Below are 18773 nucleotides of genomic sequence, written 5' to 3'. Positions count from 1 at the left end.
AATTCATTGATCTGGTAGTGATTAGCCCCATCTGCCTTGCTGCTGTTAGCCGACTGCGGAAAGCCCTCATTATGGCAATCAATCGAGACAAAGGTAACGGTATATAAGTTATGAAGCGAACGTATCAACCTCATAATCTCAAGCGAGCAAGAACCTTTGGCTTTTTAACCCGGATGAGCACCCGGGGCGGTCGCCTGGTTATCAAACGGCGCCGTGCCAAAGGAAGAAAACGGCTGAGTGCCTAATAGTATCTCTATTTAGGTCGCGATCTACCCAGAAGAATCATCCATTACGATTGACGACGCAATCATTACGGGGCCAGGCCAGCTTTTGCAAAGCCGACCGACTGCTGAAACGGGCTGAGTTTCAGCGAGTCAAACAAGTCGGATCGAGGCGACGTTCTCCTCATTTCGTTATTTCACTGGCGGATAATGATCTTCAGAGGCCCCGCCTTGGGGTGGTGGTGACCAAACGGTTAGGCAAGGCCGTACAACGGAACCGGGTCAAACGGCTGCTGCGGGAATTTTTTAGACGCCATAAAGGGATTTTGCCCCCCCAAGATATTGTCATCATTGCGAAGCCAGGTGCTCCCGGCTTGACGTCTGCTGAGGTTGCAGCGGAGTTGGGACCTGTGCTCCTGCTGTCCGGAGTCAAAGATGAAATTGGCAGTTAGCTCCCTCATCTGGCTCCTGAGGGGCTACCAGCTTTTTATTTCGCCATTTTTGCCTCATTCCTGCCGCTTCTACCCCAGTTGTTCCGAATACGCCTGCCAGGCCCTCGAGAAATACGGTTTCGGCAAAGGTATCCTGCTCAGTTGCCGACGGGTTTTGAAATGCCATCCCCTACATCCGGGTGGTCTGGACCCCCTGCCATGAATATGTCTTGCGGGATTGCTAGTCCTGAGAATTAAGGTGGCTACAGGGGAGTTTGATGTCTTCCGACCGGCCAGGACATGCAGGGGGATAGGGTTCAGCCGTCAGGATGGCCTTCGACCCGATAATTCATTCTAACCTTATCATAGACCTATGCCTGGTTTGGGAAACGGTCATTTCGGTTTGGCCTCGGGATGACCCCCAAGGGAGGAACAATATATGGAAAAGCGAGCGCTCCTAGCTCTGGTCATAAGTTTCGTCATTTTTATCGGTTTCGGGTATATTCAACAGAAATTCTATCCGCCCTCCCCTCAGAAACCGGCGACTCAACCGGTTGAACAGCCGGTTGAGCAACCCGCGGCGCCCAAACCTGCTATCAGTCCATCGCCCGTAGCGACGCCGACAACGCCGTCAACTCCGCCCACCGGCGTTCAAAAGGCTCGGGATATAGTCGTTGATACCCCTCTCTATCAGGCAATATTTACTGAACAGGGCGCCAGGCTGAAGAGCTTCCGGCTCAAAAAATACTGGGGGCACTTGCCGTTTCAAAAAATTGCCGATTTCAACCTGTGGTTCTTTGGCATCGACATTCAGAGATATAAGCGGGTGGGAAATCAGATAACCGACCCGAAAGAATTGGTTCAGGCTACTACTCCTGACGCCCTTCCCCTGGCCCTGGCCTGGGAGACCAAGGCCGCCTCCGTAGGCGCCGCCGAGGTGTATCAGGCTGATCAAAAGGCAATCTCTCTTACCGACCAGGACAAGGCCAAACTCAGTTTTACCTGCGTCAGGCCCAACGGTTTAACCCTGGTCAAGACCTTTACCTTCGAGCAGAACAGCTACCGGCTGGATCTGACAGCCACGGTTAAGAATCAAAGTTCCAACCCCCTTGAAGGCGACCTGGCACTAAGCCTAACTGATGACTTCAGTGAGGTAAAAGATGCCGGTTTCACCGGCTTCGCTTGGTCGGCAAAGAAGAGTCGGGACACGGTCGCTAGTGGCAGCCTGAAAGAATCCAAGATGATCGGCCAACTTGATTGGGGTTCTTTGGAAAGCAGCTATTTTATGATGGCCGTCGTCCCGCCGCCGTCGGATTTTAAGTTCACTGCCACAGTTCAAGACGTTGCCAGTAAAATAATGACGGCCACCTTCCGGACCCAGGTGGCCTCATTACCCCCCGGTCAGGAGATTTCTTTGCCCTATACGCTTTATTTCGGTCCGAAGGATTTAGACATCTTAAAATCGCTCGGATTAGGGTTGGAACAGACGGTAGACTTCGGCTGGTTCCAAATTCTGGCCTTGCCCCTCCTCTATGTCCTGCAATTCTTCTTTAAATATCTCCATAACTATGGCTGGGCCATTATTGTTATGACCTTTCTGATCCGGGTGCTTTTTCTCTATCCAAACCATAAAAGCTACCAGTCCATGAAGGACATGCAGAAATTGCAGCCTAAAATCGCCAAGTTGCGGGAGAAGTATAAAGACGATCGAGAGGCCTTGAACAAGGAACTTATGGGATTGTATCGGACCTATAAGGTCAATCCCATGGGTGGCTGTCTCCCCATGATTTTGCAACTGCCGGTGTTCATCGCACTTTATAATATCTTAGGATACGCCATCGAACTGCGCCATGCCCCCTTCATTTCAACGTTGCCTTTCACCGATATCGTCTGGCTGGCAGATCTCTCGGCCAAAGATCCTCTGTTGATCACCCCGATTATTATGGGAGCAACGATGTTCATTCAGCAAAAGATGACCCCTTCTCCTGGAGACCCCACCCAGGCCAAATTAATGTTGATGATGCCTATCATCTTCACCTTTATGTTCCTTAACTTTGCATCCGGTCTGGTGTTGTATTGGCTGCTTAATAATGTCCTGTCCATCATCCAGCAATATTACACCAATAAGTATATGCCTTAACCAAGGTGGAGGCCTGAATGAATTTTCTGGAATTCGAAGGGAAAGATCCCGAAGACGCCATTGCACAGGCTGCGGCGCATTTTAAGGTGGCACAGGAAAAATTAGAGATAGAGATCATTTCATTGGGCTCATCCGGCCTCTTTGGATTGTTGGGAGGGAAAAAGGCAAAAATTCGCGCTGCGATTAAAGGGGAGGTACGGGAAGAACCCGAAAAAACGGAAAAAGAATCGGCGGTCGGCGAGGTTGCCGAGCCAATGGAAGAAGGCGAGAAAGAAGTCGATCTCGTCCCCCGGGCTCAGGAGATTCTCAGCCAACTGCTCGAAAAAATGGGCGAGACCTGTACCATCAGCGGTTTTCAAGAACTCAATCAGGTTAATCTCATCGTTGAAGGTGAGGATGCCGGGCTGCTCATCGGCAAGCAGGGTCAGACTCTGGAAGCTCTGCAATACCTAGTGACCAAAATTCTGTCTAAATCTACCAAAAGAAAACCGCGCGTCATCATTGATATCGAATCCTACCGGGAGCGACATAAACAAGTCCTTGTTGATCTGGCCCAGAAATATGGCGAAAAGGCCAAACGGCTCGGCAAGCCGGTGACTCTGAATCCGATGAACGCCTATGACCGGCGGATCATCCATCTAACCCTGCAGTCGGACCGTGACCTTAAAACCAAGAGCCGGGGGGAAGGACTTTATAAAAAAATCATCATCTATCCGGTAAAAAAGAGACGAAATGCCGAGGTCTTGAACGAAGACGAGTGAAGCGCCACACCATCGCCGCCATTTCAACGCCGCCGGGAGAGGGCGGCATCGGCATCGTGCGCCTGAGCGGTCCTGACTCTCGGGCAATTGCCGATCGCATTTTTCGGCCTGCCAGACCGCATACCCCGACTTGGCCGGCCCGCCGTCTCATTCTGGGACAGATCGTCTCGCCAGAGGACGGTCAGGCGGTAGATGAAGTGCTGTTGGCCTTCATGCCCCGTCCCCACAGCTATACGAGAGAAGACGTCATCGAAATACAATGCCACTCCGGCTATGCCGTGCTGCAACGCATCCTGCAACTAACCCTGCAGGCGGGTGCCCGGCTGGCCGATCCGGGCGAGTTTACCCTACGTGCCTTCCTCTCCGGCCGTCTCGATCTCACTCAGGCCGAAGCTGTCTTGGAAGTTATTCAGGCCAGGAGTGACGCCAGTCTTAGAGTGGCCGCCGCTCATCTTGCCGGCGGTCTGGGTCGCCACCTCACCCGGCTGCGTGATGACCTGCTGGACCTGTTGGCCCTGGTGGAGGCTGACCTGGATTTCGGAGAAGAAGTACCCGAGATTGATCTGGCGGCTCTCGTTCATCAGTTGGAAGCACTTGAATCCGAAATAACTGCCCTCTGTCAATCCTATGCCCAGGGTCGGATGCTGCGCCAGGGACTCCAGGTGGTCCTCGCCGGACGTCCCAATGTCGGCAAATCCAGTCTATTAAACCGACTCCTGCAGACCGACCGGGCTATCGTCACTGATATCCCAGGCACCACGCGAGATGTCATCGCCGAAAATCTGGTCATCCAGGGACTGCCTGTCTGCCTGCTGGACACTGCCGGTCTGCGCCCGGCGCAAAATCTGGTGGAGGAAATAGGTATTCAACGAACTCAGGAACACCTGCAGCAGGCCGACCTGGTGCTCTACCTGCTGGACGCCAGCCAACCCTGGCAGGTGGAGGATGAACCCCAACTGCAAGCCTTAAGAGATCAATCGATCCTAGTCGTCCTGAATAAAATCGATCTGCCGCGGGTATTACAGCCAGCGGCAATCCCATCAGCCTGGCCTCATCACCTAATAGAAATCTCCGCACTCACCGGCGAAGGCATACCCGCCCTCAAAGAGGCCATTTTTCAGGCCGGGATGGGAGGCGCCAGCCCTCTGGACGGTCAGATCGTCACTCAGGCCAGGCATTGCCGACACCTGGAACATTGCCGCCACCATCTCCAAGGGGCCTGGAAGATCATCCAAACTGCTCAGCCAAGGGAGCTGTTGGCTCTGGAATTGCGTTCGGCATTGCAGGAACTCAGCGCCATCTTAGGTCTGGAGGTCGACGACGAGGTCTTGGACCGCGTCTTTGCCCGCTTCTGCCTGGGGAAATAACCGCGGTTTTCAGTTTCCGGTTGCCCAAATATAGATGCGGCACGGACTGGAACCCTATGCCACTGGCAAGCCATTTTAATGTAAAGAGATACTGTTATGGAGGGGCGAATCTCGTGTTCGTCCCTATGTAAGGAAGCCCTCTTGCCCCTCACCTTTGATTACGGCATGCATCCTTGAACCGGAAAACCGGTTATACTACTGCTGCTCCTCAAGATCTCCTGATCGTTGGCCTGGAAGCCCTGGGTCTATCGACATCGCCGGAGACCATCCGACAATTTCTCGTTTACTGCGATGAACTGCTGCGCTGGAACGCCCGGGTGAATCTGACCGGACTGAAAACCGCCTCAGACGTGGTGGTGAAGCATTTTTTGGATTCCCTGGCTGTCTGGCCCTGGGTGCGCGATCTAACCAGTCTGGCTGATATCGGTACCGGTGCCGGTTTTCCCGGACTGGCACTCAAACTGGCCCTACCTCACCTTCACCTGACACTGCTGGAGCCCACCGGTAAGAAAAGCACTTTCCTCCGGTATCTAACAATTCACTTGAATCTAGCGAACGTGGAGGTGCGGCAGGTCTATCTAACCCCCAGCCTGGCCCGCCAATGGGGGCCGCAGTTTCACGGGGTAATCACTCGGGCTGCATTTTCCCTGCCCCGCTTTCTGGCCTTGGCTGCTCCCCTGACACAATCCGGGGGGCGGCTGCTATCCCTCAAAGGTCCTCAACTGGACGAGGAACAGTGGCACGAGGCAATGGCCCTAACGTCTCAGTATAACTGCCGGGAACCCAGACAACAGCGCTACGTCCTGCCCCTGGGGCAGGAATCTCGGCTACTGGTCATCTGGGATAAGATTTGAAAAAATTATTGACAGGCCCACCCCCATAGCAGAAATTATGAGGCATGAACTCTAGCGAATCTGAACGCCCCTGGCATGGCGGTGATTTGAACCTGGCCCGAATCCGTTTCGGTCATCAGCAACTTATTGATTTTAGCGCTAACATGAACCCCCTCGGACCTCCTCCCTCGGTCTGGCGGGCCTTGACTGAACATCTGCCGGATATCGTGCATTACCCGGACCCTTACGCCCGTGAACTTTGCCAGGCCCTGGCCGAACATCTTAATATTTCGCCTGCCAACCTAATCCTGGGCAACGGCTCCGTCGAATTGATTTATCTCCTGCCGCGCCTCGCCAGCTTTAAGCGAGCTGCATTGCCAGCCCCAGGGTTTAGTGAATACGATTATGCCGTCCGCCTGACATCTACTCAATGCACCTACCTGTATCAGACTCCTCCGGATTATTCCTGGGATCTAGACCGGTTAAAAATTGCGGTGGCTGAGGGCGGCCTGATCTTCCTGTGCAATCCCAACAATCCTACCGGCGCTCTCCTTTCAAGAGACGCCCTGAACGACCTTCTGGAGGTCCTGCCATCCTCAGCCCTGTTGATAATGGACGAAGCCTTCATTGATTTCGTCGACCGGGCGGAGGAGATTACGCTGATTCCCCAGGCAATCAAAGATCCCCGAATCCTCGTGCTGGGTTCCCTGACCAAATTTTTTTCCCTGCCGGGTTTGCGTCTCGGCTATCTGGTCGGTAGCCCCGACCTCATCAACCGGCTGGCGTCCTTGCTACCCCCTTGGAATATCAATATGCTGGCCCAGGTTGCCGGAGTCGCCAGCCTCCAGGATAAAGAATTTATTGTCCGGTCCCGAACCTTTATGACCCAGACCCGGCAGCAGTTATACGAGTTGCTGGCTGACATTCCCGGACTCAACCCACTACCGCCCACGGCAAATTTTATCTTCTGTCATCTGAGTCCGGAGCTGCCCAACGCTCCAAAGGTGGTGGAACTAATGGGGCAGAGAGGTTTCCTCTTACGGGATTGTTCCAATTATCGAGGGTTGGACGACCACTGCCTGCGCCTGGCAGTGCGGCGGCAGGAGGATAATCTGGCCATGGCTGCGGCCTTGCGTGAGGTCATGGCGCGTGGGATGTAAGCTGATTTTGGCTTATCTCCTGGATCTGGCCTTGGGCGACCCTCCCTCCTGGCCGCATCCGGTGCGCTGGCTGGGCCGACTCATTGTTCACTTGGAAGATCCACTGCGGCGGACCTTCGCCAATCCGCGGTTGGCGGGCGTTGTTCTGGCTATCTGTGTAGTCGGCGCGGCCGCCGGAGGAACGATTATTGCGCTTCAGCTCGTCTCTTCCCAGCCTCCCAGCATCAGGTTGGCAGTTGAGGTCTGGCTGATTTACGGGGCTCTATCCCTCCAGGACTTGGTCAACCATGCCCGGGCAGTGCACCGGCCTTTATGTCAAGGCGATCTGCCTGGGGCAAGAGAGGCTTTGGCCAAGATCGTCGGCCGGGAGACGGGGCAACTTTCTGAAGCTGGAGTTATTCGCGCTACGGTGGAAACCATCGCGGAAAACACCGTTGACGGCGTCCTCTCACCTCTATTCTATACCACTTTGGGCGGCCCGGTCCTGGTGTGGATCTTCAAGGCTGTCAGCACCCTGGATTCCATGGTGGGATATAAAAACGTGCGGTATCGTGAATACGGCTGGGCCGGAGCCCGGTTGGATGATATCTTTAACTGGCTGCCCGCCCGCCTCAGCGGTGGTTTTATCACTGTAGCAGCCCGGCTGGCCGGCCTGGATTGGCGTCAGACCTGGAAAATTTTTCGGCGCGATGGCCGTCTCCACGCCAGCCCCAACGCTGGTTGGCCCGAGGCTGCGATGAGCGGAGCGCTGGGTCTTCGCTTGGGCGGCCCGAACGTTTATCACGGCAGACTGGTGGATAAGCCTTGGTTAGGAGAAGCCTGCCGGGAACCTGATCGGGAAGACATTCTCAAGGCCATACGCCTGCTCTACATCACCGGCGCCCTCGCCGTCCTTTGCTTAACCTTGGTTTCAACGGCGATAAAATGGTATTGACTTGAACCAATCGTTTTCTTACAATGGAAACTCCTTTTATGATATAATTGCAATTTAGCTAACTTGTAGCATTTCAGTTGTTTGGGGCGAATAGAAGACCCGTCCCTACGGGTGAGCCTGCCGGTGTTGCAGTGTTGTAAAGCGAGAAAGCGGAGCGCATCCCGCCTACCGGGATTCTCCGAAAATAAGTTTTGCACCGGCTAGAAAGCCTGTGCTACCGGAAAATGATTTTCAAGGTGCGCCGGTGACTCACAGGTAATGGCAAATATCAAGAAATCGAGGTTTCTAAATGTTAGGTGGGCACCGCCCACCCTACCTTGCCGTATTCTCTCAGATGGCTGAAATATTACGATAATTTTTAATAATCGAATTACTAATCAAAATACATCAGTTTACGAAAGAGCGTTAGCATTCTCGTAGTGGAATGTTTATTCAATCTAAACGCTTCTACTCCAATCTGATTGCCGAAAGCTTGATACCTGCTTATTAAAGATCCATGAGTCTTCCAAGTCGGCCGCTGCCGGTCAAGCCTCTGGTCAGTCTGATTTTTTCGCAACCGGCTCTGGAGACTGCAGTCTTCCGTGATCTGGCTGCTTTTTTAGGGCCCCCAGATATGGTCAGCGCCTGGCTGCATTTTCATCAGACCGGATATTATGCCCCTGAGATGGGTCTCAATCTGCAGCGCCGTTTGGCAGTCTTCCTGCATCTGGCAGATCCCTCAGATCTCTGCCACTGGAAGGCCTGCACTAATGACCTGGAACGCCGGTTCTCTCTGAGCGGCCGTAGATTAGTGAACCTGGACCCAGGCTACCTGAGCCGGGAGCGATTGGTCCTGGCTACTGGAAAAAACTATACCCATCGCCTTTATTTGGGGCAGGGCTTTTATGGTGAGGTAACCCTGATCTACCAAAAAGGCTCCTGGCGGGCGCTGCCCTGGACCTATCCGGATTATGCCAGCGAACCGCTGCGAGGGTTTTTCACTCAGGCCCGGCAGAAGTACCTCTGGCAACTGCGTCAATTGGCCAGAAAGGTGGAGGTGGAAGAGAAAGCTCCCGAAAACCTCCCATGAGAGTCTTCGAACTATGATTAAAAGTATGACAGCCTTTGGGCGGGGAGAGGCAGAGGGTGCTGGGGCCAGGATTGTCGCAGAGCTACGTACCCTCAATCATAGGTTTTTAGACCTGCACCTGCGGCTGCCGCGTTCTCTCAACCCACTCGAAGACCGGCTGCGGAAGCTGGTTTCGGAAAACATTACCCGCGGACGGCTGGAGCTCAGCGTCTCCCTGGAATATCTCGGCCAGAGTCCCCGTACCCTGGTTTTGGATCGTACTCTTCTGCAGGAGGCGGCCTCGGTGCTGGCCGAAATTCAAAACACACTTTCTCTTCCCCAACCCTGGAGTTGGGAGCAGCTCCTAAGTTTTCCAGAAGTAGTCTCGCTCCAGGAGCGGACCCCGGCTGACTATGAGGCCCTCTGGTCGGTGTTGGCCTGCGCCACCCAGCAGGCCTTGGACATCGTGAACACCATGCGCCGCCAGGAAGGGGAGTATCTCAAAAGAGAGCTGATCCAGCGATTGACCAGCATCGAGCAGCAGGTGGAAGTTATCAGCCAGCGGGCAGCCATGATCCCTCAACTCTATCGGGATCGGCTGACAGCCAGACTGGCCCAACTCCTGCCCGAAGGCAACTCGGTAGACCCTCAGCGACTGGCTCAGGAAGTGGCTCTGCTGGCCGACCGGTCCGATATCGCCGAGGAGCTTGCCCGCCTTCTCTGTCATATCCAACAGTTTCAGCTCACCCTTGAGGCAGAGGCTTCGATAGGGCGTAAACTGGATTTTCTGTTGCAAGAGATGAATCGAGAGATTAACACCATAGGCTCCAAAGCAGGTGAGGCGCTCATCTCCAGGGCAGTAATCGAAATCAAGAGCGAATCGGAGCGCCTACGGGAACAGGTACAAAATCTGGAATAAAATGCTCATTCAAACCATCACTGAGGTGGTGGGCGTTAGTGCTAATCTCTGGCCTTCTGTGCTATTCATATAAAATGGCATGGTCTGGGGATCACAACAAAATATGAAAACAGCAGCGTGGCAACTGCTCACAATAATGTTTTTGCGGCTCACCGCCCACTGTTTTCATACAAATTTCTTCTCATCGACCATATTAAACAGCAGCGGCGGCCATGGACCGCCCTATCCCATTCTCGATATTTTATCGGCAATTTACTCATAGGGCGGGCCGCGCCCGCCGTCTTTAAGAGCACTGTTTCCATACATGTTCTTGCGGGAGTTCAGCGGCAATGGTTCAAAAAGATTCGTCTCTCATTAATATCGGCTTTGGCAATACCGTGGTCGTCACCCGCATCGTGGCCATTGTCACCCCAAACTCGGCTCCTATGAAACGTTTACGGGAGGAGGCCAAAAATGAGCAGCGTCTCATTGATGCCACTCATGGCCGGAAGACGCGGGCCATTGTCATTACCGACAGCAATCACGTCATTCTTTCGGCAGTGCAGCCCGAGACCCTGGCCCAGCGATTTTTTGGGGAAAACACTTCCTCCCGAGGCAACAAGGAGTTGTAGATGGCCGGTCAGATCTTCGTTGTCTCCGGTGCCTCCGGTTCCGGCAAGACCTCTTTAGTGCGGGCCTTGCAAGAAAGCGATGCTAAATTAGGGTTTTCCGTTTCCTATACCACCCGCAAACCCCGGTCGGGGGAAGTACATGGCGAAGATTATTTCTTTGTTAAGTTAGATGAATTTCAACAATTAATCCAGGACGGCCTCCTTATCGAATATGTCAAACAGTTCGGCAATTACTACGGCACCTCTCGCCCCTGGATCGAAGAGGCCCTCAAAGGCGGACAGGATCTGCTTTTCGACGTGGAAATTCATGGAGCTAAGGCGCTCAAGAACCATTTCCCCCAGGGAAAGTATATTTTTATCCTCCCCCCGTCACTGACCGAACTAGAGCGAAGGCTGCGTCAACGGGGCAGTCTTCCCGAAACCGAGCTTCGCCAGCGTCTGGCACGCGTCCGGCAAGAAGTGAAGCAGATCACCTGGTATGATTATCTCATCATCAACGATGATTTTAATGAAGCTGTCTTACAGTTGCAGGCCGTGATCATCGCCGCCCGTTCCGAGACATCGCAGGTCTGGCCAGCCATCCGGCATGCCTGGGACTAATTTTCCATCCCCCTAGATATCCCTAAAACTCCTACCAGACCAGCAAACCAGCCGCGAGTCCTGCTGATCACCACATTGTGAAATAAAACTCCTTACCCCTTTAAAATTATCTTGCTATTTTTTAAGATATTGCACTATGATCGCAAATAAAATCGGGTGTAAAGTTTTCTCGGGACGAGTAATTCATATCAGATCCGGTTTGCCCTGTAATCCAATGAGTTATACCAATTGCGGTCCGACCTGCAACTGTGACCGTAACAATCTAATGCTGCAATTTTTTATCGAAAACCGGAAACAGTGTAATCGATCCTGGGAGTTGTCCGAAGAAGCCGGGAGGCGCCGATCATGTCATATGAATACCTGGTGGTAAAGTTTCCACAGCAAAGGCCGGTGTTGCTCAATGGCGAACCCATGGGCGAGACCAACGTGAAACTCGAGCTGGAGGGGGGCAGCTATGAAGTTACTTTGGGACCGCCGCCCGATTTCAAGCCGGAGAAACACCAGATTGATCTTCGCCATACCGCAGCCTCAAGACCCCTGAGGATCGAGTTTGAGGTTATCTAATGGCGGCGAAGCTCATACAACGTCTGGTCGGCCTCCTGCTGGTTCTTATCTGGTACACCGGCTGCGCTCATTATCCGCTTAACCAGCAGAGTTTCAGCTTTGATAAACAGGCGGGCTACCGTTTCGACAACCTCCAGCCGGGTCCCAGGAATACAGATTCTCTCTTCATCTGTCTGACGTTTTCCGGTGGCGGGACGCGTGCCGCGGCGTTGGCCTATGGTATTCTGGAAGAACTGCAGCAGACCCGCATCCGGGTCAATGGTGCAGAAAAGAGTCTTTTGGATGAGGTGGACTGTATTTCTTCGGTTTCCGGAGGTTCTTTTACTTCGGCCTACTACGGCCTGTTTCGGGAGAAACTGTTTGATCAGTTCCGCCCAAAGTTCCTGGAGCGCAATATCCAGGGAGCGCTGACGGCCAGGCTCCTGAATCCCTTCAATCTGCTGCGGATTGCCTCCCCCTGGTTCAGTAGAATTGATCTGGCAGTCGAATTATATGATCGTGATCTCTTTGAGGGAGCCGCTTTTTCCCGGCTGGAAGAAAACGGCCGCCCCTTTATCATCATCAATGCCACCAACTTGGGGCCGGGTCGGCGTTTTGACCATACCCAGGATTACTTTGACGCCCTCGGCTCACGTCTGGATGATTATCAGGTATCCCGTGCCGTGGCGGCTTCTTCCGCCTTTCCATTCCTGTTAAGTCCTATCAGCCTGAAGAACTATCCGACGGCAGAAGGATATGAACCCCCGTGGTGGTATAAGGGGGCTCTGGCGCCTGAGGATATGTTCAGCCGCCGCTATGCCGCCGCCAAGAACCTGAACGTTTATTTAGATAAACATAATGAGTATATCCACCTGATGGATGGCGGGCTGTCCGATAATATCGGCGTAAGGGCGATTCTTGAGGCCTACGATCATGGTTTCATCCGAAAAAGGATCAATCAGGGTCTGATCAAAGAATTAGTGCTGATCGTCGTCAACGCCCGCACCGAGAGCGAAGACCGGATAAGCCGGAAGAGCATCCCCCCGGGGATCCTTACGGTGGCGGAAAAAACCGCCACGATTGCCATGGATAATTTCAGCTTTGAGAGCACCGATCGCACCCGTTCAACCCTGTCCGAACGGGTGCAGACTCAAGTAGATCTGGAAGAGTGCCGTCGCCTGCTGGCGGAGCACTGCCCCAAAGCGCCCAGACCGGAACCATTCAAAGCCGACATCGATCCATACGTAGTGGAGATCAATTTCGAAGCCGCATCCTTGCTTCCCGGAGAAGACCCGCGCTATTACCTGGATTTGCCCACTTCCTTCAAATTGACCAAGGAACAGGTGGAAAAATTGACCGCCATCGGGCCCAAACTCCTGCGGGCCTCGCCGTATTACCAGTGTCTACTCAAGGTACTCCAGGCGGAAGCCCAAGGCCTCCCCCGGCCGGCCGACTGTCCCATCGGTGCCGGAATCAGATAATGCCGTCAGACAAGAGGTACTAGGCCTAGGAAAAAGGAAAATGGTGCCTCTTTTTTGAAAACGTGTAAGCTGGTAGCAATCGGGACTTTCTTACTCATAATCTAAAAATGTCAAGATAATCATAGCCTTATCGATCCTCCCTCTTTTCCCTCGGTAACTTTGCCTCGCCTGTCAGGTCATTTCCTGCCCCCGGCGCTTGTTGAAATCCGCCCGGCAAGGTTGATTTTCACTTCTCTGCGGTTCCGGTACATGCCTTGCTAAAGAGATAGGTGTCATACATATGGGGGATTCGAACGCAACTAATTTTCATGGCCTGTAAGTCACCCGCAAACCATGAAAATCATCTGCCGGTGTTACAGGCTTCCAGGCTGTGCAGAAGTTAATTTTTGACTCACAGCCGGGAACCGGAAACCTTATTTTCTGACCAATCCTCCTTTACTCCCAAGAGAAGGTAATGATGGAACAGTGTGGAACCCTTTTGATCGCCGAACACGGCTGTGAACTCTCGGATTGTTTGCATCCCTGGTTGATCGAAAACGGCCACCAATGCCTTAAGGTGGATAACATCAAAGATGTCCTCATGACCCTGCAGACCGAAAAGGTCAATGTGCTGGTGATGGACGTCTCTTTACCCGAGAGCCTGGGTTATGATGCCATTTCCATCATTAAAGGACTCTATCGCAGACTTCCCGTGATCGTTACGGCCGATGAGAATAACCCGGAACAGGAAAGTCGGATTCGACGCAAGGGAATTTTCTACTATCACGTGAAATCGTTTGGTGTGGATGAGCTTATGCTGGCTATTTCCAATGCCCTGATGCGGTCATATTCCGGAGGGAAAGTGGATGCATTTACAAGAAAAACTTGAATTTAAAAAGTTCATCATCCTGGCGGAGATGGAGCCCCCCAAGGGGACTGATGTATCATCGCTCGTGGCTAACGCTACGAACGTCAAAGGAAGAGTGGACGCCTTTGTCGCCCCCGAAATGAACAATGCGGTGATGAAAATGAGTTCTCTGGGCACCGCTTTACTATTGCAAAGCAAGGGCTTTGAAACGGTCATGCAGGTCTGTTGCCGGGATCGCAACCGGCTGGCCTTGCAGGCTGATCTATTAGCCGCTCAGGCCCTGGGGATTCCCAATGTCATGGCAGTCACGGGCGAAGACATCAGCTATGGGGACCATCATCGGGCCCGCGCCGTCAACGACCTCGATCTGCTGGAACTGCTGGCCGCTATCCAAACCTTGCAATCCGGGCGGGATCTGGCCGGCATCGAGCTTCAGGGTGCACCACGGTTTCTAGTCGGTGCCTCCCTCAATGTCGGCAAAAGCGGCGGGGCTCTGGAGGCGGAATTGGCGGAGTTAGATAAAAAAATGGCTGTCGGAGCGCAGTTTTTTATCACTTCGCCGATCTTTGCTCTAAAGGTCCTGGACCAGTTCCGCAAGCGCCTGGGCAACCGCCCGGCCAAAATCATTCCCACCGTCATGCTGCTGAAGTCGGTGGGCATGGCCCGCTACATTGATCGTCATCTTGAGCAGATCCACATTCCGGCCGGACTCATCGAGCGTATTCATAAGGCCCCGGATCGGGTACGGGAGTGTATCATGATTGCCGCTGAGTTGATTGCCGGTTTAAAGGACGAGGGCTACAGCGGAGTCCAGATTTCTACCCTCGGCTGGGAAGACCGGCTGCCAGCCATTCTAGCTGCGGCTCGAGCCTGATGTCGCGGTTACGACATATATATATGGGATAAAACTATGATAGCCGAACAAATCAGCTTGAGCAAAAAACCGGGCGAGAAGGGAAACAACGATCTCCGAGGTGCGGTCATGGTTGTGGGCGGCGGTATCGCCGGCGTCCAGGCCGCTCTAGATCTGGCCAATACCGGCTTTTTCGTCTATCTGGTGGAGCATTCTGCCGCCATCGGCGGGGTTATGGCGCAACTGGACAAGACTTTCCCCACCAATGACTGCTCCATGTGCATCCTGTCGCCCAAACTGGTGGAATGCGGACGGCATCTGAATATCCACCTGCTCACCCTGGCGGACGTGACCGCACTGGAGGGTGAACCCGGACACTTTACTGTTACCGTCCGCCAGAGACCCCGTTACATCGATATGGACCGGTGCATTGCCTGTGGGGTGTGCGCCGAAAAATGTCCCTATAAAGCGGCTGATGAGTTCAATGAAGGGCTCAATCAGCGCAAAGCCGCCTACGTCAAATACCCTCAGGCGGTGCCTCTCAAATACGCCATTGATCCCGACCGCTGCATCTATTTTAAGCCGGATAAGAAAGGAAAGATCGGCCGCTGCGGCGCCTGTGAAAAATTCTGTCCGGCCGGGGCGGTGAACTTTCTGGATGTGGACCAGGAACAGCAGATCAATGTGGGAGCCATCATATTGGCCCCGGGTTTTAAAGCCTTTGATCCGCATCTCTATGAAAGCTATGGCTATGGCAGATACAAAAACGTCATTACCAGCCTGGAGTTCGAGCGCATCTTGAGCGCTTCGGGGCCCTATGAGGGGCACCTGGTGCGCCCTTCGGATCATCAACCGCCCAGGAAAATCGCCTGGCTGCAGTGCGTCGGCTCCCGGGATACGCGTCCCGGCGCCCATGGGTATTGCTCCGGCGTCTGTTGCATGTACGCCATTAAAGAAGCAGTTATTGCCAAGGAGCATGCCGGCGCCGATTTGGAGACGGCGATCTTCTTTATGGATATGCGTACCTATGGCAAGGACTTCGAGCGTTATTACCAGCGGGCCCGTAACGAAGCCGGAGTGAGGTTCATCCGCTCCCGCATCCACAGTCTCACTTTAACGGATGAGGCCTCCCAAGCTCTCAGGCTGGAATGGGTGCAGGAGAACGGCGATAAGGCCAGCGAAGTCTTTGACCTGGTAGTCCTCTCCGTCGGACTGGAAATAGGCGATAACTTGCGGGGCTTGGCAGAAAAACTAGGGGTGGCACTGGACGCCGACGGCTTTGTGGAAACCGGCTCCTTTACCCCGGTGGCGACCTCTCAGCCCGGCATTTACGTCTGTGGAGCCATGTCCGGCCCTAAAGACATTCCCTATGCGGTCATGGAGGCCTCGGCGGCCTCGGCAGCCTCAGCTTCATTGTTATCGCCGGCCCGTGGGACCCTGGTTCAGGAAAAAGTATATCCACCTGAAGCCCCAGTGGAAGATCAGGAGCCTCGTATCGGAGTCTTTGTATGTCACTGCGGGATTAATATTGCCGGAGTAGTGGATGTCCCAGCGGTGCGCGAGTATGCCCGAACTTTACCGCACGTGGCTTATGTGGCTGATAATCTGTTCACCTGCAGTGAAGATACCCAGAAGCTGATCGTAGAAGCGATCAAAGAGAATAACCTGAATCGGGTGGTTGTCGCCGCCTGCACTCCCCGAACCCATGAACCGCTGTTCCAGGAAACCATTCGGTCCGCAGGGTTAAATCCTTATCTGTTCGAGTTTGCCAACATCCGGGATCAGGATTCCTGGGTGCATCAACAGGAACCCGAGCGGGCCACCGAAAAGGCCAAAGATCTGGTGCGCATGGCAACTGCCAAGGCGGCGCTCCTGGAGCCGCTCCAGCCGGTCCATCTCGATATCAGTCAAAACGCCCTGGTCATCGGCGGCGGCCTGGCCGGGATGACCGCCGCCCTCAATCTGGCGGAGCAGGGACTGTTTACCTACCTGATAGAGCAGAAAGACGAGTTGGGCGGCCATGCCCGTAAAGTCGGCCACACCTGGAAGGGTGAAGACGTAGGGGCCTATATCCACGATCTGAGCCAGCGCCTTTTGAGCCACGAACGGGTTGAAGTGTTGACCGGGGCTGAGCTCATCCAGGTCAGCGGTTTCGTAGGCAACTTTGAGAGCACGGTGCGCTCTGGCGGGAGCGAACGCCAGTTGCAGCATGGGGTCGCGATCCTCGCTACCGGGGCCCATTCCCTGAAGCCCTCGGAATACCTCTATGGCCAGAATGACCGCGTCACTCGCTGGCATGATCTGGAAAAGCGCTTCATTGAACAACCCCGGCTTCTGGAAGAGGCCGAAGCCGTAGCCTTCATCCAGTGCGTCGGCTCCCGTGAGCCACAGCGTCCCTACTGTTCCAAGATCTGCTGTACCAGCTCGGTGGCCCAGGCCATTGCCTTGAAAAAACGGAAACCGGAGTTGCAGGTTTACATCCTCTATCGCGACCTGCGCACCTACGGTCCGCGGGAGCATCTCTATCGCCAGGCCCGGGAGTTGGGAGTGTTGTTCATCCGCTATCACCAGGAGGAGAAACCGGCAGTCGAGAGCACCATGATCAACGGTCGGGAGAAACTGCTGATCACCGTCAAAGATCATATTCTCGACCATTATCTGAAAATCCCGGTGGATTACTTGAACCTCGCCACCGCCATTATTCCCCGGGGGTTGGATACGCTGGCCAAGTTTTTCAAGGTGCCGCTCAACGATGACGGTTTCTTCCTGGAAGCTCATATGAAGCTCCGGCCGGTAGATTTCGCTACGGACGGGGTGTTCGTCTGTGGATTGGCTCATTATCCCAAGCCTATTGAAGAGTCTATCGCCCAGGCGCAGGCGGCTGCGGCCCGGGCTGCCAGTGTGTTGACTCGGGGCTTTGTCGAAGTAGAGCCGATCGTTTCAGCGGTCGATGCCTATCTCTGTATCGGCTGCGGCCTGTGTGAGGCCTCCTGTCCCTTCGCCGCCATTCGCCTGATCCAGGTGCCCGGCAAAGGCTATCGGGCGGAGAATATCACGGCCTCCTGCAAGGGCTGTGGAGTGTGCGCCGCCGCCTGTCCACAACGGGCGATTGATATGATTCATTTCCGCGATCGCCAGATCATGGCAGTGATTCACGCCGGCGGCCAGCAGGCGCAGGCTAAGTAAATATCCGGGGAGATAAATATGGACCATATATTTGAACCGAAAATCCTGGCCTTCCTGTGCAATTGGTGCTCCTATGCCGGTGCTGATCTGGCCGGCGTCTCCCGGTTCCAATATCCCACCAATATCAGGGTCATCCGTACCATGTGTTCCGGGAGAGTGGATCCGGTGCATGTGATTGAAGGACTCAAAAGTGGCTTTGACGGCGTCTTTGTCTTCGGCTGCCACTTCGGTGACTGCCACTACTTAGAAGGTAATTACCATACGGCCCGGCGGATGCAACTGGTGGGACAGATGCTGGATATTGCCGGAATCGGCAAAAACCGCCTGCAACTGCGATGGGTCAGCGCCGCCGAGGGACAGCTCTTTGCTGATTATGTTACCGAACTGACCGAATTAATCCGGGAGTTGGGACCATTGCGGGCTAGCCGGTTCCAACTTTCCTTGGCGGCGGTGCAGCGAGCTTTGCATTCCTCCCAACTGCGGTGGTTATTGGGTATGGACCGGTTCCTGACCGAGAAGAAAAATGTCTATGACCAGCAGCTAAACCCGGTTGACTTTCAAGATTTACTGCAACAGTGCGCCGAGCAGGAGTATCAAAAGGCCCTGTTGGTGGAAGCGCTGCAGGAAGGACCGCAAACGGTGCGTCAGATGGCCAAGATAACCGGGCTGCCGGTTTATTGCGTCTCGCGCCGCTTAAATGATCTGGAGAGAACCGGCCTGGTTGATTTGCAGGCATACGAAGGGACCAGTCCCACGTTCACTCTCCTGACGGCATAGGAAAAAACTCGGACTTGGTCACGGTGAGCGACATAGGATGTCCGGGATTAAGGGTTAATGA

Annotated in this window: 19 protein-coding genes; all 19 read left to right on the top strand. The window is 54.0% G+C overall.

Annotated elements, in window-relative coordinates; all coding sequences use genetic code 11:
• Positions 1-110: 110 nt before the first annotated feature.
• A complete protein-coding gene (gene rpmH, locus DESAC_RS15660; protein ID WP_013705844.1) occupies positions 111-245 on the top strand; it encodes a 50S ribosomal protein L34 in 135 nt (44 codons plus the stop codon).
• 50 nt (positions 246-295) lie between these two features.
• Positions 296-673 (top strand): ribonuclease P protein component, encoded by a 378-nt coding sequence (gene rnpA / locus DESAC_RS04240; RefSeq protein ID WP_013705843.1) that lies wholly within the window; start codon positions 296-298, stop codon positions 671-673.
• Entirely contained in the window at positions 657-875 is a 219-nt protein-coding gene (gene yidD, locus DESAC_RS04235) for a membrane protein insertion efficiency factor YidD (RefSeq protein WP_013705842.1), read from the top strand. The genes rnpA and yidD overlap by 17 nt, the downstream gene beginning before the upstream one ends.
• Before the next feature lie 216 nt (positions 876-1091).
• On the top strand, positions 1092-2792 hold the full coding sequence (gene yidC, locus DESAC_RS04230) for a membrane protein insertase YidC (protein ID WP_013705841.1): 1701 nt from the start codon (positions 1092-1094) through the stop codon (positions 2790-2792).
• A gap of 17 nt (positions 2793-2809) precedes the next feature.
• Positions 2810-3553: an RNA-binding cell elongation regulator Jag/EloR gene (gene jag, locus DESAC_RS04225; protein WP_013705840.1), complete on the top strand. Its 744-nt coding sequence runs from the start codon at positions 2810-2812 to the stop codon at positions 3551-3553.
• Positions 3550-4920, top strand: coding sequence for a tRNA uridine-5-carboxymethylaminomethyl(34) synthesis GTPase MnmE (mnmE, locus tag DESAC_RS04220; protein ID WP_013705839.1), 1371 nt, complete (start codon positions 3550-3552; stop codon positions 4918-4920). Before jag ends, mnmE begins: the two co-directional genes overlap by 4 nt.
• Before the next feature lie 173 nt (positions 4921-5093).
• Positions 5094-5774, top strand: coding sequence for a 16S rRNA (guanine(527)-N(7))-methyltransferase RsmG (rsmG, locus tag DESAC_RS04215; RefSeq protein ID WP_013705838.1), 681 nt, complete (start codon positions 5094-5096; stop codon positions 5772-5774).
• Positions 5775-5818: 44 nt separating this feature from the next.
• On the top strand, positions 5819-6913 hold the full coding sequence (cobD, locus tag DESAC_RS04210; RefSeq protein WP_013705837.1) for a threonine-phosphate decarboxylase CobD: 1095 nt from the start codon (positions 5819-5821) through the stop codon (positions 6911-6913).
• Positions 6903-7847, top strand: a complete 945-nt coding sequence (gene cbiB, locus DESAC_RS04205; RefSeq protein WP_013705836.1) for an adenosylcobinamide-phosphate synthase CbiB — start codon at positions 6903-6905, stop codon at positions 7845-7847. Before cobD ends, cbiB begins: the two co-directional genes overlap by 11 nt.
• 496 nt (positions 7848-8343) lie before the next feature.
• Positions 8344-8916 (top strand): DUF4416 family protein, encoded by a 573-nt coding sequence (locus DESAC_RS04200; protein ID WP_013705835.1) that lies wholly within the window; start codon positions 8344-8346, stop codon positions 8914-8916.
• 13 nt (positions 8917-8929) lie between these two features.
• Positions 8930-9814 carry a YicC/YloC family endoribonuclease gene (locus tag DESAC_RS04195; RefSeq protein WP_013705834.1) on the top strand — a complete coding sequence of 295 codons (885 nt, stop codon included), beginning with the start codon at positions 8930-8932 and terminating at the stop codon, positions 9812-9814.
• 329 nt (positions 9815-10143) lie between these two features.
• On the top strand, positions 10144-10425 hold the full coding sequence (locus DESAC_RS04190; RefSeq protein WP_013705833.1) for a DUF370 domain-containing protein: 282 nt from the start codon (positions 10144-10146) through the stop codon (positions 10423-10425).
• On the top strand, positions 10426-11025 hold the full coding sequence (gene gmk, locus DESAC_RS04185) for a guanylate kinase (RefSeq protein WP_013705832.1): 600 nt from the start codon (positions 10426-10428) through the stop codon (positions 11023-11025). It abuts the gene before it with no gap.
• Positions 11026-11370: 345 nt separating this feature from the next.
• Positions 11371-11589: a PEGA domain-containing protein gene (locus DESAC_RS04180; RefSeq protein ID WP_013705831.1), complete on the top strand. Its 219-nt coding sequence runs from the start codon at positions 11371-11373 to the stop codon at positions 11587-11589.
• Complete coding sequence (locus tag DESAC_RS04175) at positions 11589-13049, top strand: patatin-like phospholipase family protein (protein ID WP_013705830.1); 1461 nt, start codon at positions 11589-11591, stop codon at positions 13047-13049. Before DESAC_RS04180 ends, DESAC_RS04175 begins: the two co-directional genes overlap by 1 nt.
• Positions 13050-13503: 454 nt before the next feature.
• Entirely contained in the window at positions 13504-13917 is a 414-nt protein-coding gene (locus DESAC_RS04170) for a response regulator (RefSeq protein WP_083800194.1), read from the top strand.
• Positions 13895-14770 (top strand): methylenetetrahydrofolate reductase, encoded by an 876-nt coding sequence (locus DESAC_RS04165; protein WP_013705828.1) that lies wholly within the window; start codon positions 13895-13897, stop codon positions 14768-14770. Before DESAC_RS04170 ends, DESAC_RS04165 begins: the two co-directional genes overlap by 23 nt.
• 108 nt (positions 14771-14878) lie before the next feature.
• Positions 14879-17935: a CoB--CoM heterodisulfide reductase iron-sulfur subunit A family protein gene (locus DESAC_RS04160; RefSeq protein WP_041284204.1), complete on the top strand. Its 3057-nt coding sequence runs from the start codon at positions 14879-14881 to the stop codon at positions 17933-17935.
• Positions 17936-17953: 18 nt separating this feature from the next.
• Complete coding sequence (locus DESAC_RS16930; protein ID WP_013705826.1) at positions 17954-18712, top strand: hydrogenase iron-sulfur subunit; 759 nt, start codon at positions 17954-17956, stop codon at positions 18710-18712.
• Positions 18713-18773: the final 61 nt, after the last annotated feature.

It is taken from the genome of Desulfobacca acetoxidans DSM 11109 (assembly GCF_000195295.1).
GTDB lineage: Bacteria > Desulfobacterota > Desulfobaccia > Desulfobaccales > Desulfobaccaceae > Desulfobacca > Desulfobacca acetoxidans.
This window is presented reverse-complemented; position numbering and strand designations above follow the sequence as displayed.

Excerpts from the sequence above, each read along its gene's own strand:
- rpmH (WP_013705844.1), top strand. The coding sequence starts at position 111 with ATGAAGCGAACGTATCAACCTCATAATCTCAAGCGAGCAAGAACCTTT.
- yidD (WP_013705842.1), top strand. The coding sequence starts at position 657 with ATGAAATTGGCAGTTAGCTCCCTCATCTGGCTCCTGAGGGGCTACCAG.
- yidC (WP_013705841.1), top strand. The coding sequence starts at position 1,092 with ATGGAAAAGCGAGCGCTCCTAGCTCTGGTCATAAGTTTCGTCATTTTT.
- jag (WP_013705840.1), top strand. The coding sequence starts at position 2,810 with ATGAATTTTCTGGAATTCGAAGGGAAAGATCCCGAAGACGCCATTGCA.
- cobD (WP_013705837.1), top strand. The coding sequence starts at position 5,819 with ATGAACTCTAGCGAATCTGAACGCCCCTGGCATGGCGGTGATTTGAAC.
- DESAC_RS04200 (WP_013705835.1), top strand. The coding sequence starts at position 8,344 with ATGAGTCTTCCAAGTCGGCCGCTGCCGGTCAAGCCTCTGGTCAGTCTG.
- DESAC_RS04195 (WP_013705834.1), top strand. The coding sequence starts at position 8,930 with ATGATTAAAAGTATGACAGCCTTTGGGCGGGGAGAGGCAGAGGGTGCT.
- DESAC_RS04190 (WP_013705833.1), top strand. The coding sequence starts at position 10,144 with ATGGTTCAAAAAGATTCGTCTCTCATTAATATCGGCTTTGGCAATACC.
- gmk (WP_013705832.1), top strand. The coding sequence starts at position 10,426 with ATGGCCGGTCAGATCTTCGTTGTCTCCGGTGCCTCCGGTTCCGGCAAG.
- DESAC_RS04180 (WP_013705831.1), top strand. The coding sequence starts at position 11,371 with ATGTCATATGAATACCTGGTGGTAAAGTTTCCACAGCAAAGGCCGGTG.
- DESAC_RS04175 (WP_013705830.1), top strand. The coding sequence starts at position 11,589 with ATGGCGGCGAAGCTCATACAACGTCTGGTCGGCCTCCTGCTGGTTCTT.
- DESAC_RS04170 (WP_083800194.1), top strand. The coding sequence starts at position 13,504 with ATGATGGAACAGTGTGGAACCCTTTTGATCGCCGAACACGGCTGTGAA.
- DESAC_RS04165 (WP_013705828.1), top strand. The coding sequence starts at position 13,895 with ATGCATTTACAAGAAAAACTTGAATTTAAAAAGTTCATCATCCTGGCG.
- DESAC_RS04160 (WP_041284204.1), top strand. The coding sequence starts at position 14,879 with ATGGTTGTGGGCGGCGGTATCGCCGGCGTCCAGGCCGCTCTAGATCTG.
- DESAC_RS16930 (WP_013705826.1), top strand. The coding sequence starts at position 17,954 with ATGGACCATATATTTGAACCGAAAATCCTGGCCTTCCTGTGCAATTGG.